13 protein-coding genes are annotated in these 19,078 nt (G+C 41.0%); all 13 read left to right on the forward strand.

Translation table 11 applies throughout. From position 1 onward, the window contains the following. Positions 1–207 precede the first annotated feature (207 nt). The 13 genes from RRG12_RS21120 (at position 208) to RRG12_RS21180 (ending at position 19,069) form a co-directional block, all read left to right on the forward strand. Positions 208–459: a hypothetical protein gene (locus RRG12_RS21120; protein WP_420760619.1), complete on the forward strand. Its 252-nt coding sequence runs from the start codon at positions 208–210 to the stop codon at positions 457–459. Positions 460–665: 206 nt separating this feature from the next. Further along, a complete protein-coding gene (locus tag RRG12_RS21125) occupies positions 666–1,775 on the forward strand; it encodes a hypothetical protein (RefSeq protein ID WP_420760620.1) in 1,110 nt (369 codons plus the stop codon). 181 nt (positions 1,776–1,956) lie between these two features. Continuing rightward, a complete protein-coding gene (locus RRG12_RS21130) occupies positions 1,957–2,148 on the forward strand; it encodes a hypothetical protein (protein ID WP_420760621.1) in 192 nt (63 codons plus the stop codon). Between the two features lie 1,939 nt (positions 2,149–4,087). Next, positions 4,088–7,165, forward strand: coding sequence for a peptidase domain-containing ABC transporter (locus RRG12_RS21135; protein ID WP_420760622.1), 3,078 nt, complete (start codon positions 4,088–4,090; stop codon positions 7,163–7,165). A gap of 69 nt (positions 7,166–7,234) precedes the next feature. Then, complete coding sequence (locus tag RRG12_RS21140) at positions 7,235–8,782, forward strand: HlyD family efflux transporter periplasmic adaptor subunit (protein ID WP_420760623.1); 1,548 nt, start codon at positions 7,235–7,237, stop codon at positions 8,780–8,782. Positions 8,783–8,853: 71 nt separating this feature from the next. Next, on the forward strand, positions 8,854–9,636 hold the full coding sequence (locus tag RRG12_RS21145; RefSeq protein WP_420760624.1) for a peptidylprolyl isomerase: 783 nt from the start codon (positions 8,854–8,856) through the stop codon (positions 9,634–9,636). A gap of 465 nt (positions 9,637–10,101) precedes the next feature. Beyond that, a complete protein-coding gene (locus RRG12_RS21150) occupies positions 10,102–10,410 on the forward strand; it encodes a hypothetical protein (RefSeq protein ID WP_420760625.1) in 309 nt (102 codons plus the stop codon). A 428-nt stretch (positions 10,411–10,838) separates the two neighbouring features. Continuing rightward, positions 10,839–13,805 carry a tetratricopeptide repeat protein gene (locus RRG12_RS21155; protein ID WP_420760626.1) on the forward strand — a complete coding sequence of 989 codons (2,967 nt, stop codon included), beginning with the start codon at positions 10,839–10,841 and terminating at the stop codon, positions 13,803–13,805. Between the two features lie 192 nt (positions 13,806–13,997). Next, on the forward strand, positions 13,998–17,231 hold the full coding sequence (locus RRG12_RS21160; RefSeq protein WP_420760627.1) for a beta strand repeat-containing protein: 3,234 nt from the start codon (positions 13,998–14,000) through the stop codon (positions 17,229–17,231). Between the two features lie 57 nt (positions 17,232–17,288). Next, a complete protein-coding gene (locus tag RRG12_RS21165; RefSeq protein WP_420760628.1) occupies positions 17,289–17,639 on the forward strand; it encodes a hypothetical protein in 351 nt (116 codons plus the stop codon). A 49-nt stretch (positions 17,640–17,688) separates the two neighbouring features. After that, positions 17,689–18,135 (forward strand): nitrogen fixation protein, encoded by a 447-nt coding sequence (locus RRG12_RS21170; RefSeq protein ID WP_420760629.1) that lies wholly within the window; start codon positions 17,689–17,691, stop codon positions 18,133–18,135. A gap of 65 nt (positions 18,136–18,200) precedes the next feature. Then, positions 18,201–18,635, forward strand: a complete 435-nt coding sequence (locus RRG12_RS21175; protein ID WP_069069867.1) for a Nif11-like leader peptide family RiPP precursor — start codon at positions 18,201–18,203, stop codon at positions 18,633–18,635. A gap of 68 nt (positions 18,636–18,703) precedes the next feature. Then, entirely contained in the window at positions 18,704–19,069 is a 366-nt protein-coding gene (locus RRG12_RS21180; RefSeq protein WP_420760630.1) for a hypothetical protein, read from the forward strand. Positions 19,070–19,078 lie beyond the last annotated feature (9 nt).

Consider the following 19,078-nt stretch of genomic DNA (forward strand, 5'->3'; position numbering starts at 1 on the left):
TACCTTATCCCCCCTTGGCAAGGCTACGGTGTACACACAAGTCAAAAAAAGATCAATTTCTCATTGTTCGTTGGTTTATCTCGTTCCTATGCAGAGCATAGGAATGCCTGATTAGAGGCTCTGCCTAGGCTGTTGACTTTGTTGGTTTTAAGGCAAAATTATTTCATGCAATAATGATGTTGCTAGAGTCGAGAAAAGCCAAAGTAAATGCAAGAGTTTAAAAGCCCAGTCAGTAGATTAGCACGGTTGTTTCATAAAGGTCGAGATAGCTGGAGAGAAAAAGCCTTAGAAAAACAAAAGAAAGTCAGGACGTTAGAAATAAAAGTCCGAGATTTAACTGCATCACGAGAGCATTGGAAACAGCGTGCGCTGGCAGCAGAATCACAGATAAAAGAGCAGAAAATGGGAGGAGAAGTCGGTGAAAAAAAGAAGAAATTGCTAGCGAGGAGAACAACTTAGACGAGAAAAAATATAGTGAGGAATTAAGTATTAAGGGACATACTTATGATGCTCAGACAATTCAACAAGCTTTAGAACTTTTAATTGACTGTGGTATCAGTTTTAGAGCGACAGAAAAAGTATTCGAGTTATTTAAATCTGAGTCAAATATAACCCCAAGCTTTACTTGTATAAGAAAATGGTTAGGAAGGATGGGGATATATGAATTGACAAGAAAAAAAGAGTATCGGGATGATTGGATATTTATTGTTGATTTTACACTGGAATTAGGAAAGCAAAAAGCTTTAGTTATACTAGGAATCTCACAAAAGTATTTTAGTGAACAAGTAGTTGCAAAAGGACGAGCATTATCACATGAGGATGTCGAATTATTAGGATTAGAAATTATGGGTTCGACAAAAGGAGAAATGATTCTTCATCAGCTAAATAAAATCACTGAAAGAGTTGGCGTACCAGTACAAATAGTTGCAGATCATAGTAATGACCTGGCTCGTGGAATCAAGCTATATAAAGAAAATTATCCAGGAATCATTTACACTCATGATGTCACTCATGCAATGGCTTTACTTTTAAAATACAGGTTAGATGCAGATGATAGATATCAGTCATTTATGCAAAAATGCAATACATGCAGGCAAAGACTCCAACAAACAGAATTATCTTTTTTGTCTCCTCCATCTCAACGTTCTCAATGTCGTTACTTCAATGTTGAAAGATTAACTAATTGGGCGATTAAGCTATTAAACTCTCCAGCAGAAACTCTGATTAAATTAATGCCAGATATTGAACATAAGCTGATTTATCCAAAAATAATAGAGAAATTGGGATGGTTAGCTGATTATGAAGCAGACCTGATTCACTGGAATCAAATGGTGGCAATGACGCGCAGTCTAGAAACCCAATTAAAACAATTAGGACTTAATTCTCAATTCCTGGAATATTTTCAGCAAAGTAAATTTGAATTTGTTAACAGTTCGCTCCAAGATTTCCAACAGCAAATATTTGATTACGTGACTAATCAGTGTTTGCAAATCAAGGATAAAGAAACTTTTTTAGCTACTTCTGATGTAATTGAATCGTTGTTTGGAAAATATAAGCAATTTTCTGCACGTTGTCCAATTAAAGAGATGGGGCAGATGTTATTAACTATTTGTTTATCTACCATGAATTTAACAACCTCCGTTATTAAAAATGCACTGGAAAACATTAGTTTTACAGATGTTGAAGAATGGCTCTCTGAAGTTTTTGGACAATCTATGCTCTCAAAGAGAAAAACTTTATTTTCAGCCAACACTAACGACACAGAAACTGCATGAACTTTTACCCTCCAAAAAGGCACAAAGTCAACAGCCTAGGCTCTGCCTCTAGTCAGATATTGAGTCAGAGACTCAATGAATGCATTCCCAGTCGGAGACTGGGAACGAGGAAATGCTTATCAAGCTAGGTTTTTAGGACTTGTGTGCACACCGTAGAAGGGGGGTTAGGGGGGATCTATAAGTGCCTAAAATTACAGCCAAATACTTTTCAAACAACCTCTTAGCCAGCCAGTCTCGCGTACTAGTAGCAACACCGAGATACAAAGCACTCGCTTTACTACTACTGAATCCCATCCCGCGAAAAATTGATATTCCTGCAAACTTAATAGATTCTTCTATCGGAGTTAAGCGATCGCAACTACATATAGCCTAAATCCTGCTTTCTTTTATTCGTCAGTTTTTGACCTCGATATCAGTCATTACGCAAGTAATTTATACTACGCAAAATCGGTCGAGTTTTAGTAGTTAAATGACTTCTGTAAGAATGACACAAACTGCTTTCACAGAGCAAGACAAACCAGAGGATTCAGCGATCGCTCCACTTAACGGATCGCCAAATTGCATACAATTGTGACGAGATGTAAAATCAAAAAAACAGTTTAGAAATTGGCCATTCCACACTTTTTACAAAACTCAATATACATACGTTTTATCGTGCCGACTTATTTATTCCCTTATTTCCTGTTAAGAGTTTCCTGTTAAGAGTTTCCTGTTAAGAGTTCCCTGCCTACGCATTTAGTACTTTACTTGATCGCATCGCAATCCTAGATTTTGAAAAAACGAACTTGCGACTTATTCTCATTTTTTTAACTATAGGCTCATTTAAATATGAGGGATTTTTTTGAACTTATATCAAGCTGCAATATGCATTTCTGCTATATCTTCGCATGGCGAAAGTGCTATGGTTGTGGTAATTTCCTAGTGTGTGTGCTTGATCACAGTATTAACGTGTTTAACCTCACTGCTAATTTAAACAACTTACTATATGCCTTAAGAAGACAACATCCGCCATCATCACTTCCATCATGCTACGCTGCCTATCTGCTTACAGATTTCATATATAAATGGTTGTAAATATATTTTTTCTGCTAGAGACTATCTACTAGATGATTTTCAAAAAAAATACATTAAGAAAGTCCTAAATTCTTCCAATTCAAAGTTGATCGGTGTAGACTAATGGTGTCTAATGATGTAAATATGATGTTTGCAAATATTTTTTAATCACTTGCATTTATGACACTACCGGAGGTATGATATGAACTTAAGTGACTTGCTAGATGTTCCCTTAAAGATATAAACATGGCTGCCAAAGGATTCGCTGTAGAATCTTGTGAGCCGACTTAAACAGTACTTGTTTAAGTGAGATTTTTCCTGATTAGTAAAATCTCTAAGAGTTATGATGTGCTTTAGAATTTTTATAGTCCTCTAATTCCTGTAGCCTATCCAAATCTAGCTTTTCAGTGAGTGATTGAGGCTGCACCCTTGAAACTGAGGCTATCCCGGAGGCTCTCCCCTAGACTCGCAAAACCCTAGGGGAATAACACCGGGCACTAATTGCACATTGTGTAAATCCCTGATTAACCCTACAAGGTTAATCAGACATGTAGTTGTGGTATTTTTGCTGTCAGGCTTTGGTCACACAACTGCAATGGATTAACTTTGCCCATAATTTACGACTCAATGCAATTTATACAATTATGTCACACCATTTTAGTCAAGACAAGGCTGTTAAAAAACTAAGAATGCCTGAAATCAGACTTTTAAGGCTATTTCCGAGTTAGGTCTTGTTCAAGAGCCTGAAAGCTAATTTTCAGCCAGGACAAACTCTTGACAATCAATATATGGAAAAAATTTTGACAGTTGGTGATTGAGAACTGGAATAATTTCCATAGCCATCGCTGCATCTACCAAATTTTGATCTGAAGATAAATCCTCTTAATCATCAATTACAGACGCCGCTGATTGTCAAAATGAGCGAACCATAAGGGTGTCGAGTCTGTTGATGCAATTAGTTGATGTTTGCCTAAGTCTAGCTAAACAAAGCTTTAGCTCAATTTTTGGGCATTCACATTAGTGATTGTCACATCAACATTGATCACATCAATACTTGGCTTGGTGCAACGAGCAAGGCTGTCCACCAAACAAAAATACCTTGTATTTAAGAGAAGGTTTTTACCCTGCTCTTTCCTCCCAACATTACTTTAAGGAGGTTTAGGGTTTCCTCAGTGAAATTACGGCATTCAAAAATATTTTTTATTAACTTTTGTATCTGATTCAGGCTGATAACTAAATTCTGTTGCGGAGACGAAAAAATGCCACCAGTGCTTTATGAGCAACATCTGGGTGAAAAGCTCTTGTACACCTTGGGTGCAAAGCTTTCAGAAAAAGAATTACAAAACTTCCTGGTAGAAATGGAGATTGTGGAGCCACCAGTGGCAAAGCAGTTCTGGCAATCTGCACAGACGAATCCTGGTATCTACATTATCCTCACAGGTAAAGTCAGACTGTTGGATAGCTCTGAGAATTTAATCACTACCTTTGATGCATGGTCTTGTTTTGGCGAATTGACTCTGTTTCCCGAAGCTAACTTTAGTCCTTATGTAGTCAGAGCTTCAACCAACCTAAAACTTGGCTATTTCAGGCAAGAGGCATTGCAAATATTAATAGAGAAGTATCCCAGCATTCGCGATCGCCTATTTGCCCGTGCAGAACTTTGGGATCTGCTATTGTTATGTCGCCAAACCTCACAATTTCCGGGTCATACATCACAAGTTCCAGGGATGCTCAAAGCCTTATCTCTCTTTGAGCGACACCAACTAGATCCTGGCTCTATAAGTCCACAAATATCCCAAGATTCGCAATTGTGGCTATTGTACAGAGGTCAACTGCGGCATTCTCAAGGCCATTCTTTGACACCAGGCACTATCTTTGCACAACCAGAACAAGGTGATTGGCAAGCAACGCAACCAACGATTGCTTACACTCTGAAAAACGACCAGAGGCAAACAGCACTACAATACTTCCCGGAGTTAGGAAACTGGGGACTGGGGACTGGGGACTGGGGGCTGGGAACTGGCGACTTGGGACTGGGAGCTAGGGAAAAAACTTCTCAATCTCCAAAAGCCAAAATTATTCCTTTTCCCCAACGAGAGAAGCAATCACAACAACAGCCAAAAAAATCAAATTTTTATTTTCCCAGTCCCAAGGTGCAAGTAGGGCATTGGTGGAAACGCCTCACTAAGAGCTATCCCTTTTATGCCCAACAAAGCGCAGCCGATTGCGGCTCTGCTTGCTTGGTGATGGTTGGTAAGTATTGGGGCAAGCATTTTAGTATCAATCGCCTTCGGGATATGACCAACGTTAGCCGCAGTGGTGCATCCCTAAAGGCCATGGCAGCAACAGCAGAAAACCTGGGTTTTTCTACCCGTCCGGTGAAAGCGACTCTTGATAAATTGGCAGAACAACCTTTACCTGCAATTGCTCACTGGGAAGGCAAACACTTTATTGTCGTCTATGAAATCACCAAAAAGCGGGTGGTTGTATGTGATCCCGCTCTTGGTCAACGCAGCCTGACAAAAGCTGAATTTCAAGCAGGTTGGAGTGGTTATGCATTGTTACTGCAACCTACAGCTCTCCTAAAAGATGCTAAAGACGAAAGTATTAGTTTTTGGAAGTTTTTTGACTTAATTAGACCTCACCATCGGGCACTACTAGAAATTTTTATAGCTTCGATATTAATCCAATTATTTGGATTGGTAACGCCAGTATTCACCCAGCTTTTGCTCGATCGAGTACTTGTACAGCGTAGCGTTACAACCTTAAACGCCATTGGTTTAGGGATGATTATTTTTGGGTTGTTTGGTGTCGCTGTTAACGCCCTACGGCAATATCTTCTATTTCATACTGCTAACCGCATTAGTGTTTCCTTACTCGTAGGTTTTATTAAACATACCTACCGCTTGCCCCTTTCTTATTTCGAGTCGCGTTTTGTTGGGGATATCATCTCGCGCATCCAAGAAAACCAGAAAATTCAGCGCTTTCTCACCGGTCAGACACTCTCCATCTTGCTGGATATGCTGACATTGGTGGTTTATCTGAGCTTGATGTTTTCCTATAGCTGGCGAATGTCATTATTTGTATTGTGTACAGTACCGCCATTTTTTATCTTGGCGCTGGCTAGCACAAGTATTTTGCGCCGGATGTCCAGAGAGATTTTTACTGCTGGTACTCAAGAAAAAAGCTATCTCATTGAATCCCTCAGCGGAATTCGTACCGTCCGTTCATTGGCAATTGAACAGACCGTGCGCTGGCGTTGGGAAGAACTGCTGAATGATTTGGTCAAAAAAGGCTTTAATGCTCAGATAATTGGTAATCGCCTGCAAATTATCAGTGGCGTCATCCAAACTTTTGTCAATACTGCATTGCTATGGTATGGAGCAACCCAGGTAATTAATGGCGACCTGACTATTGGACAATTAGTTGCTTTCAATATGTTGGTGGGTAACGTCTTGAGTCCTTTCCAACGGCTGTCTATGTTGTGGAATCAATTACAGGAAATTGTGATTTCCACTGAACGCATTAATGACGTGTTGGAGGCGGAACCAGAAGAAGACTTAGAAACTAAGCCCCGGAAGACTTTGGGTAAGCTGCACGGTAACATTCGCTTTCAGAATGTCACCTTTCGCTATCACCCAGAAAGTGAGATTAACGTACTAGAAAATCTCAACTTTGAAATTCAGCCAGAACAGATGGTTGCAGTGGTGGGGCGTAGCGGTTCTGGAAAAACAACCCTTAGTAAATTGATTTTGGGTTTATATCCACCAACAGACGGCAAAGTATTGATTGATGATCATGACATCACTGCTGTTGCCTTGCGATCGCTCCGTTCTCAAATTGGCGTTGTAGACCAAGATACTTTTCTCTTTGGTGGGACTATTCGTGAAAACATTGCGATCGCTCATCCAGATGCCTCTTTAGAAGAAATTATCCAAGCAGCAAAATATGCCGGAGCCGATGAATTTATTCAAAAACTACCAATGGGTTATGAATCCCAAATTGGTGAAGGCGGCGGTATGCTCTCTGGAGGACAGCGCCAACGCCTAGCGATCGCTCGTGCGTTGCTCGGAAATCCTCGGTTATTGCTGTTTGATGAAGCCACCAGCCACCTAGATTCCGAATCTGAGCGAATTATTCAAAACAACCTCAAAACAATTCTTCAAGGACGCACAAGTGTAATCATTGCCCATCGTCTCTCTACAGTCCGCAACGCTGACTTGATCTTAGTTTTAGACCAGGGCGTTTTGGTAGAAAGCGGTACCCACGACGAATTAATCGCCAAAAAAGGTCATTACTACTACCTGAATCACCAACAACTTGCTCAAACCGGTTGAGTCTAGGAACTGAGGACTTGGGACTACTTTGTTTTTTCACTCCATCTACAATTTATTGGAAATAAAACTATGCCATATCCCAACAGATCATCCCCACTTACCCAAGATGAGCGGGATGAGTATCAAAGTTACACACAGCAAGAGAAACCTGTAGAAGTTAACGAGGAGACAGAGGCAGAAAGTAACAGTCAAGACTTGTACTACGGTACTGAAGAATTGCTCGATGCCTTACCTCGAATTTGGACTCGTGGTTTGTTGTACCTACTCATAGTATTTTCTGGTCTATTCTTGCCTTGGGCAACTCTATCGCGAGTAGATGAAACTGGCACCGCCAGAGGGCGGATAGAACCTAAAGGTGCAACTCAAAAATTAGACTCTCAAACTGGTGGTAGTGTCAAAGCCGTTCGGGTCAAAGAAGGAGATACAGTCAGAGCCGGTCAGGTTCTACTGGAACTCGATTCTGATGTCCTAGAAACAGAACTGCAACAAATCCAGAGCAAATTGCAAGGGCTACAAAATCGGCAATCGCAACTGGAAATACTTAAAAATCAACTCCTAATGTCAACTAGCCTTTTGGAGCAACAAAGTAAATCCCAAGACTTAGAAAAAATGGCTCAAGTGAACCAGGCACAGCAAGACCTTGACGCCAAACTAAATAGCTATAACCTCCAAAAGTTAGAAAAACAAGCATTAGTGAAGCAAGCAGAGCAGCAGATTTATACCACTCGCAACGATCAAGAATCGGCTAAAACTCGTTTGAGTATAGATTCTAAGCAAGTTGAACGCTTTAGTAAGCTCGTTCAGGATGGTGCGGTTTCTGCCACCCAAATTGATCAACTCAAAAAAGAAGAACAAGAGAGCAAACGACTCTACAACAAGTCTTTATCAGATATAAAACAAGCACAGTTGCAGTTAGCAGGAGAGCTAAATCGTTATCAAGTCACTATCAATACGTTGGAGTCTGATATCAAACAAGCAAAACTCCGGCTGCAAGGGGAACAAAGTAGCTATAAAAGCGTGATGCAAGCTGGGAAACTGGCTGTAATGAAAAATCAAGAACAGCTAAAAGACCTACAAACACAAATAACAGCAGTGCAATCAGAAGTTGCTCAGACTAAGAGCCAGATTCTATCTATCAGACTCCAAATGCAGCAACGAGTGGTGCGATCGCCAATTAATGGGGTGATTTTTGAATTACCCACCACTAAACCGGGAGCAGTAGTCCAACCAGGTCAAAGGATTGCCCAAGTCGCACCCCAAAATGCAGACTTCGTACTCAGAGCAAGTATGCCTAATCAAGATAGTGGTTTCTTGAAGCTAGGAATGCCAGTTAAGGTCAAGTTTGATGCCTATCCCTTCCAAGAATATGGCATTGTCGCAGGGAAGGTTACTTGGATTTCTCCTGACTCAAAAGTAAGCCAAACACCCCAAGGGAACGTCGAAATCTATGAGCTAGAAATCACCTTAGATCAGCAGTATGTCGAAAATGGCAACAAACGTATCCCATTAGGTGCCGGTCAGACAGCAAATGCTGATGTCATCATTCGTCAACGGCGCGTGATTGACTTTGTTCTAGATCCGTTCAAGAAACTGCAAAAAGGCGGTTTAGAGATTTAGTTCAGAGCGATCGGGACTGAGGAAGAGTTTCTCTAATTCCCAATCCCCTTAATTATTGGAGATATCATGTTATGCCCCATAATCTAAACATTTCCAGTTCAGATATCATTCACAGTCTCAAACTCTCTTGTCAGATACCTGATCTAGTGGAAGCAATAGCATCGCAAAGCATTATTGCCGAAACCGCCCAAGAGCTAGGAATTACGGTCACACCAGAAGAACTACAGCAAGAAGGAGATGACTTACGGTTCGCTAAGAAACTTGTTAGAGCTAAAGAAACCTGGACATGGCTAGAAAAACACCACTTGTCTGTGAATGAGTTTGAAGAATTAGCCTACAACAACGTCCTTTCGCGGAAGTTAGCAAATCATTTATTTTCTGCTCAACTCGAAAAGCACTTTTATGAACGTCAACTGGATTATGTCAGTGCCGTTACTTATGAAGTCGTCTTAGAGGATCGAGATTTGGCTTTAGAGCTTTTTTATGCTCTAGAAGAAGGCGAAGTCAATTTTCCAGAAATCGCTCGTCTATATATCTCAGAGCCAGAAGCCCGCCGTGCTTATGGATACCAGGGAATTCGATACCGAAAAGATTTTCGTCCAGAGATTGCAGCCGCCGTATTTGCTGCTGCACCACCAGAAGCTCTCAAACCGATTACGACTCCCAAAGGAGTGCATTTAATTTGGGTGGAAGAAGTCATTCAACCCAAATTAGATGAACAGTTGCGCCAAAAAATCATTACAGAATCCTTTGCTGGTTGGTTAAAGCAACAAATCAACGCTATGAAAATAGTCACTCGGCTAGACTCGGACGCAAATATGCGATCGCAGGAGGAATTACTAGAGCAAGTTTAAATCTGTTATTGACCAACACCCAATAGCTAATTAAGTGTCAAATATTTTTATGGCTGACAATCTCCCTTTTTTAGGGTTGATTCTTAGAAATATAAAATATTTTAAACGCCTATTTGCTGCGCTAAAAAATAGTTTATTTTTTTAGCTTTGGTCTTTTAAGAAATAAAATTCTACATTACAAAATTGACATACCCAGAAATTAGAATAATTTCTGGAAGCTTTTGCTGGTATTGATTAAATCGATCAATGCCATATTTTGCTGTGCTTTTTTAGAGCAGAAAACAAATTATTAAATATGATGATTATTGGCTAAATTTATCTTTTTTCTATAAGCAAATCTAATTAAAAAACTTTCAAAAACCTATTGACTTTCACTGTAAATCAACTATAGTTAGTACATAGCCAAAAACAACTTGGCTAGCCGAAAAAAGCTAAAAAAATTTACATCATTTCAGGAGAAAATCAATGATTATTGCAGACTTGAACTACTTGGAAATCACCTCTGAAGAAGTTATCGGTGGCTTTGGTTACGGTTACGGTTATGGCGATTTCGACATCGACAAAGACGTAGACATCGATGTAGACTTCAATGAAACCATCGATATCGACAAGAACGTAGATGTTGATGTTAACGTCAGCGGCAACCTAGCTACTTCTGAATCAGGTGCTACCGCATTGGGTAACAACAGCTTTGCTGAAACCTTCGCTTTCACCTTCACAAATGATGGTGTTGCTTCTGCTAACGCACTCAGCGTATCTGGTACTGGTAACTAAAAATTAAACTCCACTTACAATGAGTATAAACTCTTGCAAGTAGAGTCGGCTCGAAAGCCTACTAGATTCATAAATTACCGAAAGCTCTCTGCTCATTTGAGCTTTCGGTATTCATTTAAACTACACCGTTTAATTTCAAATAATAGTTTCAGCAACAAATTTTTACAAAGCTTAGTCCTCAACCCAACCTATAGTTATGTAAAGTTCGACCGCCCTGAGTTAAAACTCTAGGGTAGTAGCTATGTCTGCGATGTTTCCCTATAACAGCGTCCTGATCGTAAACCCCCCGAAGGTTAGATGAGGATGATTCGTTTTAATATACTAAAAATCAGAATTTTAATCGGTTAAAACCGACTTCAGCTATAGGTTACAGAAACTCAAGTTCCTGGTGGGTGTAGCAATAGAAAGACATATCAGATGTATAAGTTATGACTACACTTCCTGAGTCTCTAGAACTCGCTGTTCAACATTACCAAGCCAAGCGCTTCACCCAAGCCGAACAGGTTTATCGTCAAATTATAGAGGTAAATCCCAGACAAGCGGAGGCACTATACGGCTTAGGTATGCTGGCGCAACAGCAAAAAGAATATCAAAATGCAGAATCATTTTTCCAAGCCACCTTACAATTACAGCCAGAAATAGCGGCAGTACACAACAGCTTAGGGTATAGTTTACAACAGCAAGGTAAGCTAGAGGATGCGATCGCTTGCTATCAAAAAGCACTGGAAATTCTCCCCGACTGCATAGAAGTAAAAGCAAATCTCGGTAATGCTCTCCACCTCCAAGGAAAGCTGTCATCGCAGGAAAAAATTTACTATGCAGACTTAAATCAGCAATTTGCTTTAGGTAGACAAAACGCAGGTGATTTGAGGATTGCAGAGTTATACTATCGGCAGGCTATTGCATTGCAGCCAGATTTAGTATCAGTTCATAATAATTTAGGAGATGTACTTCAAAAACAGGCACGGTTAGATGATGCCATCAAGTCTTACCAACAAGCAATAAAAATTCAACCAGACTCTTTTTATGCCTATCACAACTTAGGGCATACTTTGCAGCAAAAAGGTAAGCTTAAGCAAGCAATAGCAGCATATCAAAAAGCGTTAAATATTAAACCAGATTTGGCATTAACCCATAATAATTTGGGAAATATTTGGAAGAAACTCAACAAATTTGATGCTGCTATTGAATCTTATCAAGAAGCAATCAAACTTCAGCCTGATATAAATATCATCCATTACAATTTAGCAACTGTTTTCAGACAAAACGGTAAATTAGAGTCAGCAATCAGAGCATTTGAGAAAGCTTTAAAAATTGCCCCAAATTATGCTCCTGCTAAATTAGGTATTTGTATCAGTCAGCTACCTATTATATATTCTAGTGTTGATGAAATTGAATTAAGCCGTAATCAGTATCAACAGCATTTGCAAAATTTAGCTGAAAGCTATCAATTAACTAAACAAGAAGAACAAGCAAAATCATCTGAAGCTGTGGGCACATTACAGCCTTTTTATCTCGCATATCAAGGTTTAAATGACCGAGATTTACAGCGAACTTACGGACAAATGATTTGTCAGATCATGTCGAGTCGCTATACCCAATGGAGCAAACCGCTTGTTCTCCCGAACTTAGATAAAAATGAAAAGGTTCGGGTTGGTATTGTCTCTAGATTTTTCTGCAATCATTCTAATTGGAAAATCCCTATTAAGGGTTGGGTAGAAAATCTCGATAGAAGTGAATTTGAAGTATTTGGTTATCACACTGGAACAACCAAAGATAATTCAACAATCAGAGCCGCTCAAGTTTTGGATAAATTTGTTCAAGGCGTTCGCTCAATTGAACAATGGTGTGATGCGATAACTGAAGATAAATTACACATCCTGATTTTTCCAGAATTTGGAATGGACTCAATGACTGTACAAATGGGTTGCTTAAGACTAGCGCCAATTCAAATGACATCTTGGGGGCATCCTGATACTAGTGGACTACCAACTATTGACTATTACTTGAGCAGTGATTTAATGGAATCAGAAAATGCTCAAGAACACTATACAGAAAAGCTAGTTAAACTACCAAATTTATCTATTCATTATACACCTTTGGCAATTAAACCGCAAGCAATTACGAAGGCAGATATAGGTTTAAAAGAAGATGAAATTCTCTTCTGGTGTTGCCAATCTTTGTATAAATACTTGCCCAATCATGATGATGTGTTCCCCCTAATTGCGAAGGAATTGGGGAATTCTAAGTTTGTATTTATTAAACATGAGAGTGAAGAAGTTACAGAAGTATTTCGCCAGCGTTTAAACCGTGCTTTTGAAGAATTAGGGCTGAATTACCAAAATCACTGTTTATTTTTGCCTCAGATGAAGAGTCAGGCTTTTGCTGGTACTACAGCCTTAGCTGATGTCTTTTTGGATAGTATTGGTTGGTCTGGATGTAACTCTACTTTGGAATCTATTGCTCACAATATTCCGGTTGTTACTTTACCAGGAGAACTGATGCGGGGACGACATTCTCTAGCCATCTTGAAGATGATGGGTATAGAAGAAACGATCGCCTCCAATAAAGAAGAATACGTAAACATCGCTATTCGGCTGGGGAAAGATGCTGAATATCGTCAATATATCTCCCAGCAAGTCGCAGAAAACAAACATAAACTATATGGCGATTTAAAACCAGTCAGAGCGCTGGAAGATTTTCTTTTGCAGCTGGTTAATAAATCCAGAAAATTTGACACCAAAGATGTTACTGAAGCTTTTAAACTTGCAGTTCAACATCATCGAGCTAATCGCCTGGATGAAGCAGAACAGTTATATCGTCAGATTATCGACAAACAGCCAGATTATGCAGAAGCACTATATGGGTTAGGAATGCTGGGACAACAGAAAGGTGCATTCGAGGAAGCAGAGAAATTCTTGAGTGCAGCTTCTCAAGTTCAGCCTAACTCTGTAAAAATTTGGTTTAGTTTAGGCAATTTTCGCCAAACTCAAGGGCAATTGCCAGAAGCAGAAGTCGCTTATAAAAAAGCTATTGCTCTCCGACCAGATGCGGGGACAATTTACAACAATTTGGGCTATACCTTGCAACAACAAGGTAAGTGGGAAGAAGCGATCGCATCTTATCAAAAAGCTCTGGAATTTCAACCCAACTGTACAGAAGCAGATGTCAATTTAGGGAATGCGCTTTTTGCCCAAGGAAAGCTTTCAATCGAGAAACAAACTTACTATGCTCAACTCAACTATAAGTTTGGCATTGCTCGCCAAAAAGCAGCTGATTGGAAAACTGCTGCTCTTTACTATCGAGCTGCGATCGCACTACAGCCAGATTTGGTAGAAGCTCATTATAACTTAAGGGTAGTACTGCAAAAACAAGGAGAGATAAAAGCAGCGTAGGCGTAGCTATCAAAAAGCTTTAGAGCTAAATCCTCAACATGGGGAAGCCAACATGAATTTAGAACAGATTTACCAAACTCAGCACCAAGAACTTATCCAATTGAAGTCACTATAAATTTGGATCAGACAATTAATTCAACTTAATAGGAAAACTCGAAAAATTTAAAGTGAAAAATTAAGGAGATAAAACTTATGGTTTTCAGACGAGGAAATAGTAGCAATAACTTACTTGAAGGAACTGCTGTAGACGATCAGCTCTATGGAAGTTTTGGGAACGATACTTTATTAGGGTTAGGAGGAAATGATTTACTTCAGGGCGACCAAGGAAACGATTCCTTAGATGGTGGCGCTGGTAATGATCTCCTCTTTGGTGGCCTTGATAGTGGTAGTGACACCTTATTGGGCGGAACGGGTAATGACTTCTTGGATGGAGGAAGTGGCAACGATAGTCTAGAGGGTGGCGATGACGATGACACCATTCAGGGTGGCCAAGGTAATGATACGATTCGCGGTGGGACAGGCAATGATGTCCTCTCAGGAGTCAGTGGCAATAATTTCATCGATGGCGGTGACGGTAATGACTTTATCCAAGGGGCTAGTGGTAGCGACATTAATGGCGGTGGCGTAGATATACTGCGAGGCGGTGCAGGAGAAGATACCATCTTGGGTAATGGACAGAGTGACCTGCTCTACGGCGAGGATGGTAATGACTTCCTCGATGGCGGTGGAGATAATGACTTCCTTGATGGCGGCAGCGGCGATGACTCCCTTGATGGCAATATTGGTAATGACACTCTGGTTGGTGGGGCTGGTGCTGACAACCTGAATGGTAACAGTGGTACTGATCTGGTTGATTATTTATCCAGTACAGCCGCAGTCAATGTCAACTTAGCAACTGGTAGCGCTAGCGATGGATTTGGCACTACCGATATATTGATCAATATTGAAGATGCGGCTGGTTCTAACTTCAACGATATCTTAATTGGCAATACTGGGAATAACCGTCTCATCGGAAACGCTGGTAATGACAGTCTGGATGGAGGTTCTGGTAACGATATTCTAATTGGTGGAGCGGGTAATGACACCCTCAATGGAGGTGCCGGTTTTGATCGGGTAGATTATTCCTCCAGTACGGTAGCTGTCAACGTTAACCTTGCCACTGGTATCGCCAGTGATGGGCTGGGTGGCAGTGATAGGCTACTTAACATTGAAGAAGTTGTCGGTTCTGCTTTGAACGATATCTTAATTGGCAATACGGGCAATAACTTCTTTATCGGTGGGACTGGCAATGACAGCATTGATGGCGGTGCTGGTACTGACCGGGTAAATTATTCTTCCAGTACAGGGGCAGTTGTTGTTAATCTGACGACTGGCATCGCCACTGATGGCTTGGGTGGCACCGATACGCTGCTCAATATTGAAGATGTGACTGGTTCTAGTTTCAACGACACCTTAATTGGCAATGCAGGGAATAACGTCTTTGTTGGAGGGGCTGGCGATGACTCCATTGATGGCGGTGCTGGTACTGACCGTGTGGATTATTCCGGGAGTGCAGGGGCAGTTGTTGTTAACCTGGCAACTGGCATCGCCACCGGGGGGACAAGTGTTGGTACTGATACCCTAATTAATATTGAAGATGTCATCGGTTCCACATTCAACGATAACCTGACTGGAAATACTGCAAATAACATCTTCGTCGGCGGGCCTGGTAATGACACCATTGATGGTGGCGATGGTACTGACCGGGTTGATTATTCCTCCAGCATTGCAGGTGTCACCGTTAACTTAGCAACTGGTACTGCTAGCGATGGGTTTGGGGGAACAGATAGCCTGACTAATATTGAAGAAGTCGTTGGTTCTAGCTTTAATGATAGTCTGATCGGAAATACTGCAAATAACCTCTTTGTGGGAGGGGTTGGTAATGACACCATTGATGGTGGTGCTGGTACTGACCAAATTGATTATTCTTCCAGTTTTGCAGGTGTCACCGTTAACTTGAGTTCAGGTAACGCTAGTGATGGATTCGATGATACTGATACGTTGTCCAACCTAGAAAACGTAGTTGGTTCCAATTTCAACGACAATTTGACTGGAAATGCTGCTGCTAACTTGCTCAATGGTGGCACTGGCAATGATACGCTGAATGGTGGTGCTGGTAATGATACACTGACTGGTGGTGCTGGTAGCGATCGCGCCGATTATGCCTCTAGTACCTCAGCAGTCAACGTTGACCTCACAGCAGGTACAGCCAGTGATGGACTAGGCGGCACTGATACCCTAATCGAAATAGAAGAAGCTTCGGGTTCAAGTTTCAACGACACCCTCACCGGCAATACAGCCAATAACTTCCTCAGTGGCGGGTCTGGTAATGACAGCCTGGATGGAGGTGCTGGCAATGACACCGTTGTGGGAGGCGCTGGTAATGATACCTTAAATGGTGGTATTGGAAGTGACCGAGCAGATTATTCCTCCAGTTTAGGGGGAGTGATTGTTGACTTAGCTACTGGTACAGCTAACGATGGACTCGGTGGTACTGACACACTAATTAGCATTGAAGAAGTTGCAGGTTCAAGTTTCAACGACACCCTCACCGGCAATGCAGGTAACAACCTCTTGCTTGGAGGTGCTGGCGATGACATTATTGACGGCGGCGATGGCAATGACTTCATTGATGGAGGAGCTGGTAATGACATTATTAATGGCGGACTTGGTATCGACCAAGTAGATTATTCTTCCAGTACAGCGGGTATTGTCATTGATTTGGGAACCGGAACTGCTAGCGACGGACTTAGTGGTACGGATACACTCGCCAACGTTGAAAATGTGACTGGCTCTGCCTTCGCAGATAGGGTAACTGGTGACGCTGGCAATAACCTCTTAATTGGAAATGGTGGCAATGACACCCTAATTGGGGGTGCTGGCAATGACACCCTAATTGGTGTCGGTGCTAGTAGCAGAAATGCTTCTGCTATTACTATCGGTAGTTTTGGTAATCGAGGATTCCAAGAGGTTGATGTCTTAACTGGCGGAACCAATAATGATCGATTTATTCTGGGAGGTAGTAATGAATTTTACTACTTGGGCAGTGGTACAACTGGTGCAGACATTGCCATTATCGGTCAGGAAACCAGTACGGCTGGAATCTTTGCAAGAGACTTTAATGCAGGTGATTTGATTCAAGTGCAAAAAGGCTTAATTTATAGAATCCAGAACGTATTTAACCCCACTACTTCAATTACCGACACTTATATTTTCGGGACTAATGCTGTTAGTACGTCGCCATCTTTCCTTGATTTAATAGGAGTTGTAGTTGGAACCTCCATCAATGAAGTCGCAGGTACTTTACGAGATCAGACTAACGCTAATCTCACATTTCTTAATCAAGCTACTAGTGGAGGTGTTCCAGTTATCCAATGGTTCAACTAGATTAAGGATCTGCAATAAGACTTAGACAACATTTAGTCATAAATTAAGAGGAAAAAAATGGAGACAAGCAAAAAAGCCAACCAACAAATGGAAATAAATGACCTAATTGCTGATGCCGTTACTAATGCAATGACACGAAGACAGCTATTAGAAACAGAAGAGGCTTTGTTAGGTTTATCTGAAGAAGAAGCCGCAGGGATTATGGGTGGCTTAACCTCGCAAATTGCAGATACAGAGTATAAGCAAATTGACCCATTGTGTCCACCAATTGTACTTGGGCTGATTGCATTACCTGATGATGAACCAGTCGTTTATCCAACAACTAAACTTCCAGTGAAGGGGATTTGTCCCCCTCTTGTAGTTGGGCTGATTGCATTACCCGATGACGAAAAATATCAACTTTCCTAACTCTTAGCCTTCAAGTTTTAAAAATACTCTTTCGGTGGAGGGACAATTCATGGAAGACATTACTACTGCTCAGACTACCCTTTGCCCCAGTGCTAGACCCGAATCTGTGGATGGTGTTGTTTTCGGCGTAATTGCTGGAGCGATCGCAGCACCTCGTGTAACTTATCTCAAACAACCTCTACCTATCACAGATGAAGTGATGGCAAAAGCTAGCCCAGTTACACCTGCTGAAATTTTTCGCACGGCCGCATCCTGCGCGGAATCGGGTTGTCAGCATTTTAACGGCAAAGACTGTCGTCTCGCAATGCGAATTGTAGAGAAATTGCCCGCAGTAGTAGAGCAACTACCACCTTGTTCTATCCGCCGAGATTGTCGCTGGTGGCAGCAAGAAGGTAAAGCAGCCTGTATGCGATGTCCGCAAATCATCACAGATAACTATTCTTCATCTGAGCAGTTACGTCAAGCAGCAGATCCTTCTATATATTTGCAAACTTGATGATTACTGGAAATACTAGCTGACTTTTACACCCCCAAACTGATATCAAAGGAGACAGCAAAAATATGTCCTTAGCAATTTTTGAGAAAGTTAAAGAGTTCCTTGTCAGAATAGTCAAAGACGAAGCTTTCCGCAGTCAACTAATGAGCGAGAAAGCTGAAGAAGTGAAAAAAGCTTTAGAAAATGGTGGCTATAATTTTTCTCAAAAAGAATTTGAAACAGCCGCCATCCAAATATTAGAATTAAAAGAGCTAGGCGAATTTCACGATCTCAGCGAAGAGGAATTGTTAGGAGCTTTTGGTGGCTTGACAAGAATCAGTGATAGAATTGTCCAGCCACTATATGGGGTAATACACTGGCCTCCCGAAGACGATCATCCACAACCATGGCCAAAACCAAAGCCAATTGACCCGCAGCCAATGTATGGCATAGTAATTGACCCGCTTGATCCGCCTCTACAACCAATGTATGGAGTAGTTATTCCAGAAGAACTAGCATAGCCTAATCAAAGAATGAAATTTCAGGGTGCAAAGTTTAAAGTAATGTCAAAAAAGTTCATTGTCTAAGTATGCTAATAGTTGATTTACCCTATTTAGAGAGTGTTCCCAAAGACGAGTTGATTCTAGGTTCTGCTGGAGTGAGCGTGACATCTGAGGCATTCGCTTTTGGTTCAACAAGTTACCTTTTTGTTAGTGCAAATAGTAGTGCTACATCTGGTTCAGACGGTGATTTTACAAAAAATGCTACAGGAATAGCTGGAGCATTTGGCGATAATGCTATAGCTACTGTAACAGTCGCAGTTGATGGTAATCCGGTAATTGAGAAAACATCCTCTAACTTGTTGCAAAATACTGCTGTTGAAAGTGGTTTTGTAACCGTGATTAGTTTGCCCTCCAAGCTGACTTTTTACGACTTGTGGAAAAATTTATTTTGAGAATTTTCT

Source organism: Nostoc sp. CALU 546 (assembly GCF_048836525.1).

What these genes read in the sequence shown, in the direction of transcription:
- RRG12_RS21155 (WP_420760626.1), top strand. Translation starts at nt 10,839, where the DNA reads ATGACTACACTTCCTGAGTCTCTAGAACTCGCTGTTCAACATTACCAA.
- RRG12_RS21140 (WP_420760623.1), top strand. Translation starts at nt 7,235, where the DNA reads ATGCCATATCCCAACAGATCATCCCCACTTACCCAAGATGAGCGGGAT.
- RRG12_RS21145 (WP_420760624.1), top strand. Translation starts at nt 8,854, where the DNA reads ATGCCCCATAATCTAAACATTTCCAGTTCAGATATCATTCACAGTCTC.
- RRG12_RS21150 (WP_420760625.1), top strand. Translation starts at nt 10,102, where the DNA reads ATGATTATTGCAGACTTGAACTACTTGGAAATCACCTCTGAAGAAGTT.
- RRG12_RS21160 (WP_420760627.1), top strand. Translation starts at nt 13,998, where the DNA reads ATGGTTTTCAGACGAGGAAATAGTAGCAATAACTTACTTGAAGGAACT.
- RRG12_RS21120 (WP_420760619.1), top strand. Translation starts at nt 208, where the DNA reads ATGCAAGAGTTTAAAAGCCCAGTCAGTAGATTAGCACGGTTGTTTCAT.
- RRG12_RS21175 (WP_069069867.1), top strand. Translation starts at nt 18,201, where the DNA reads ATGTCCTTAGCAATTTTTGAGAAAGTTAAAGAGTTCCTTGTCAGAATA.
- RRG12_RS21165 (WP_420760628.1), top strand. Translation starts at nt 17,289, where the DNA reads ATGGAGACAAGCAAAAAAGCCAACCAACAAATGGAAATAAATGACCTA.
- RRG12_RS21170 (WP_420760629.1), top strand. Translation starts at nt 17,689, where the DNA reads ATGGAAGACATTACTACTGCTCAGACTACCCTTTGCCCCAGTGCTAGA.
- RRG12_RS21180 (WP_420760630.1), top strand. Translation starts at nt 18,704, where the DNA reads ATGCTAATAGTTGATTTACCCTATTTAGAGAGTGTTCCCAAAGACGAG.
- RRG12_RS21135 (WP_420760622.1), top strand. Translation starts at nt 4,088, where the DNA reads ATGCCACCAGTGCTTTATGAGCAACATCTGGGTGAAAAGCTCTTGTAC.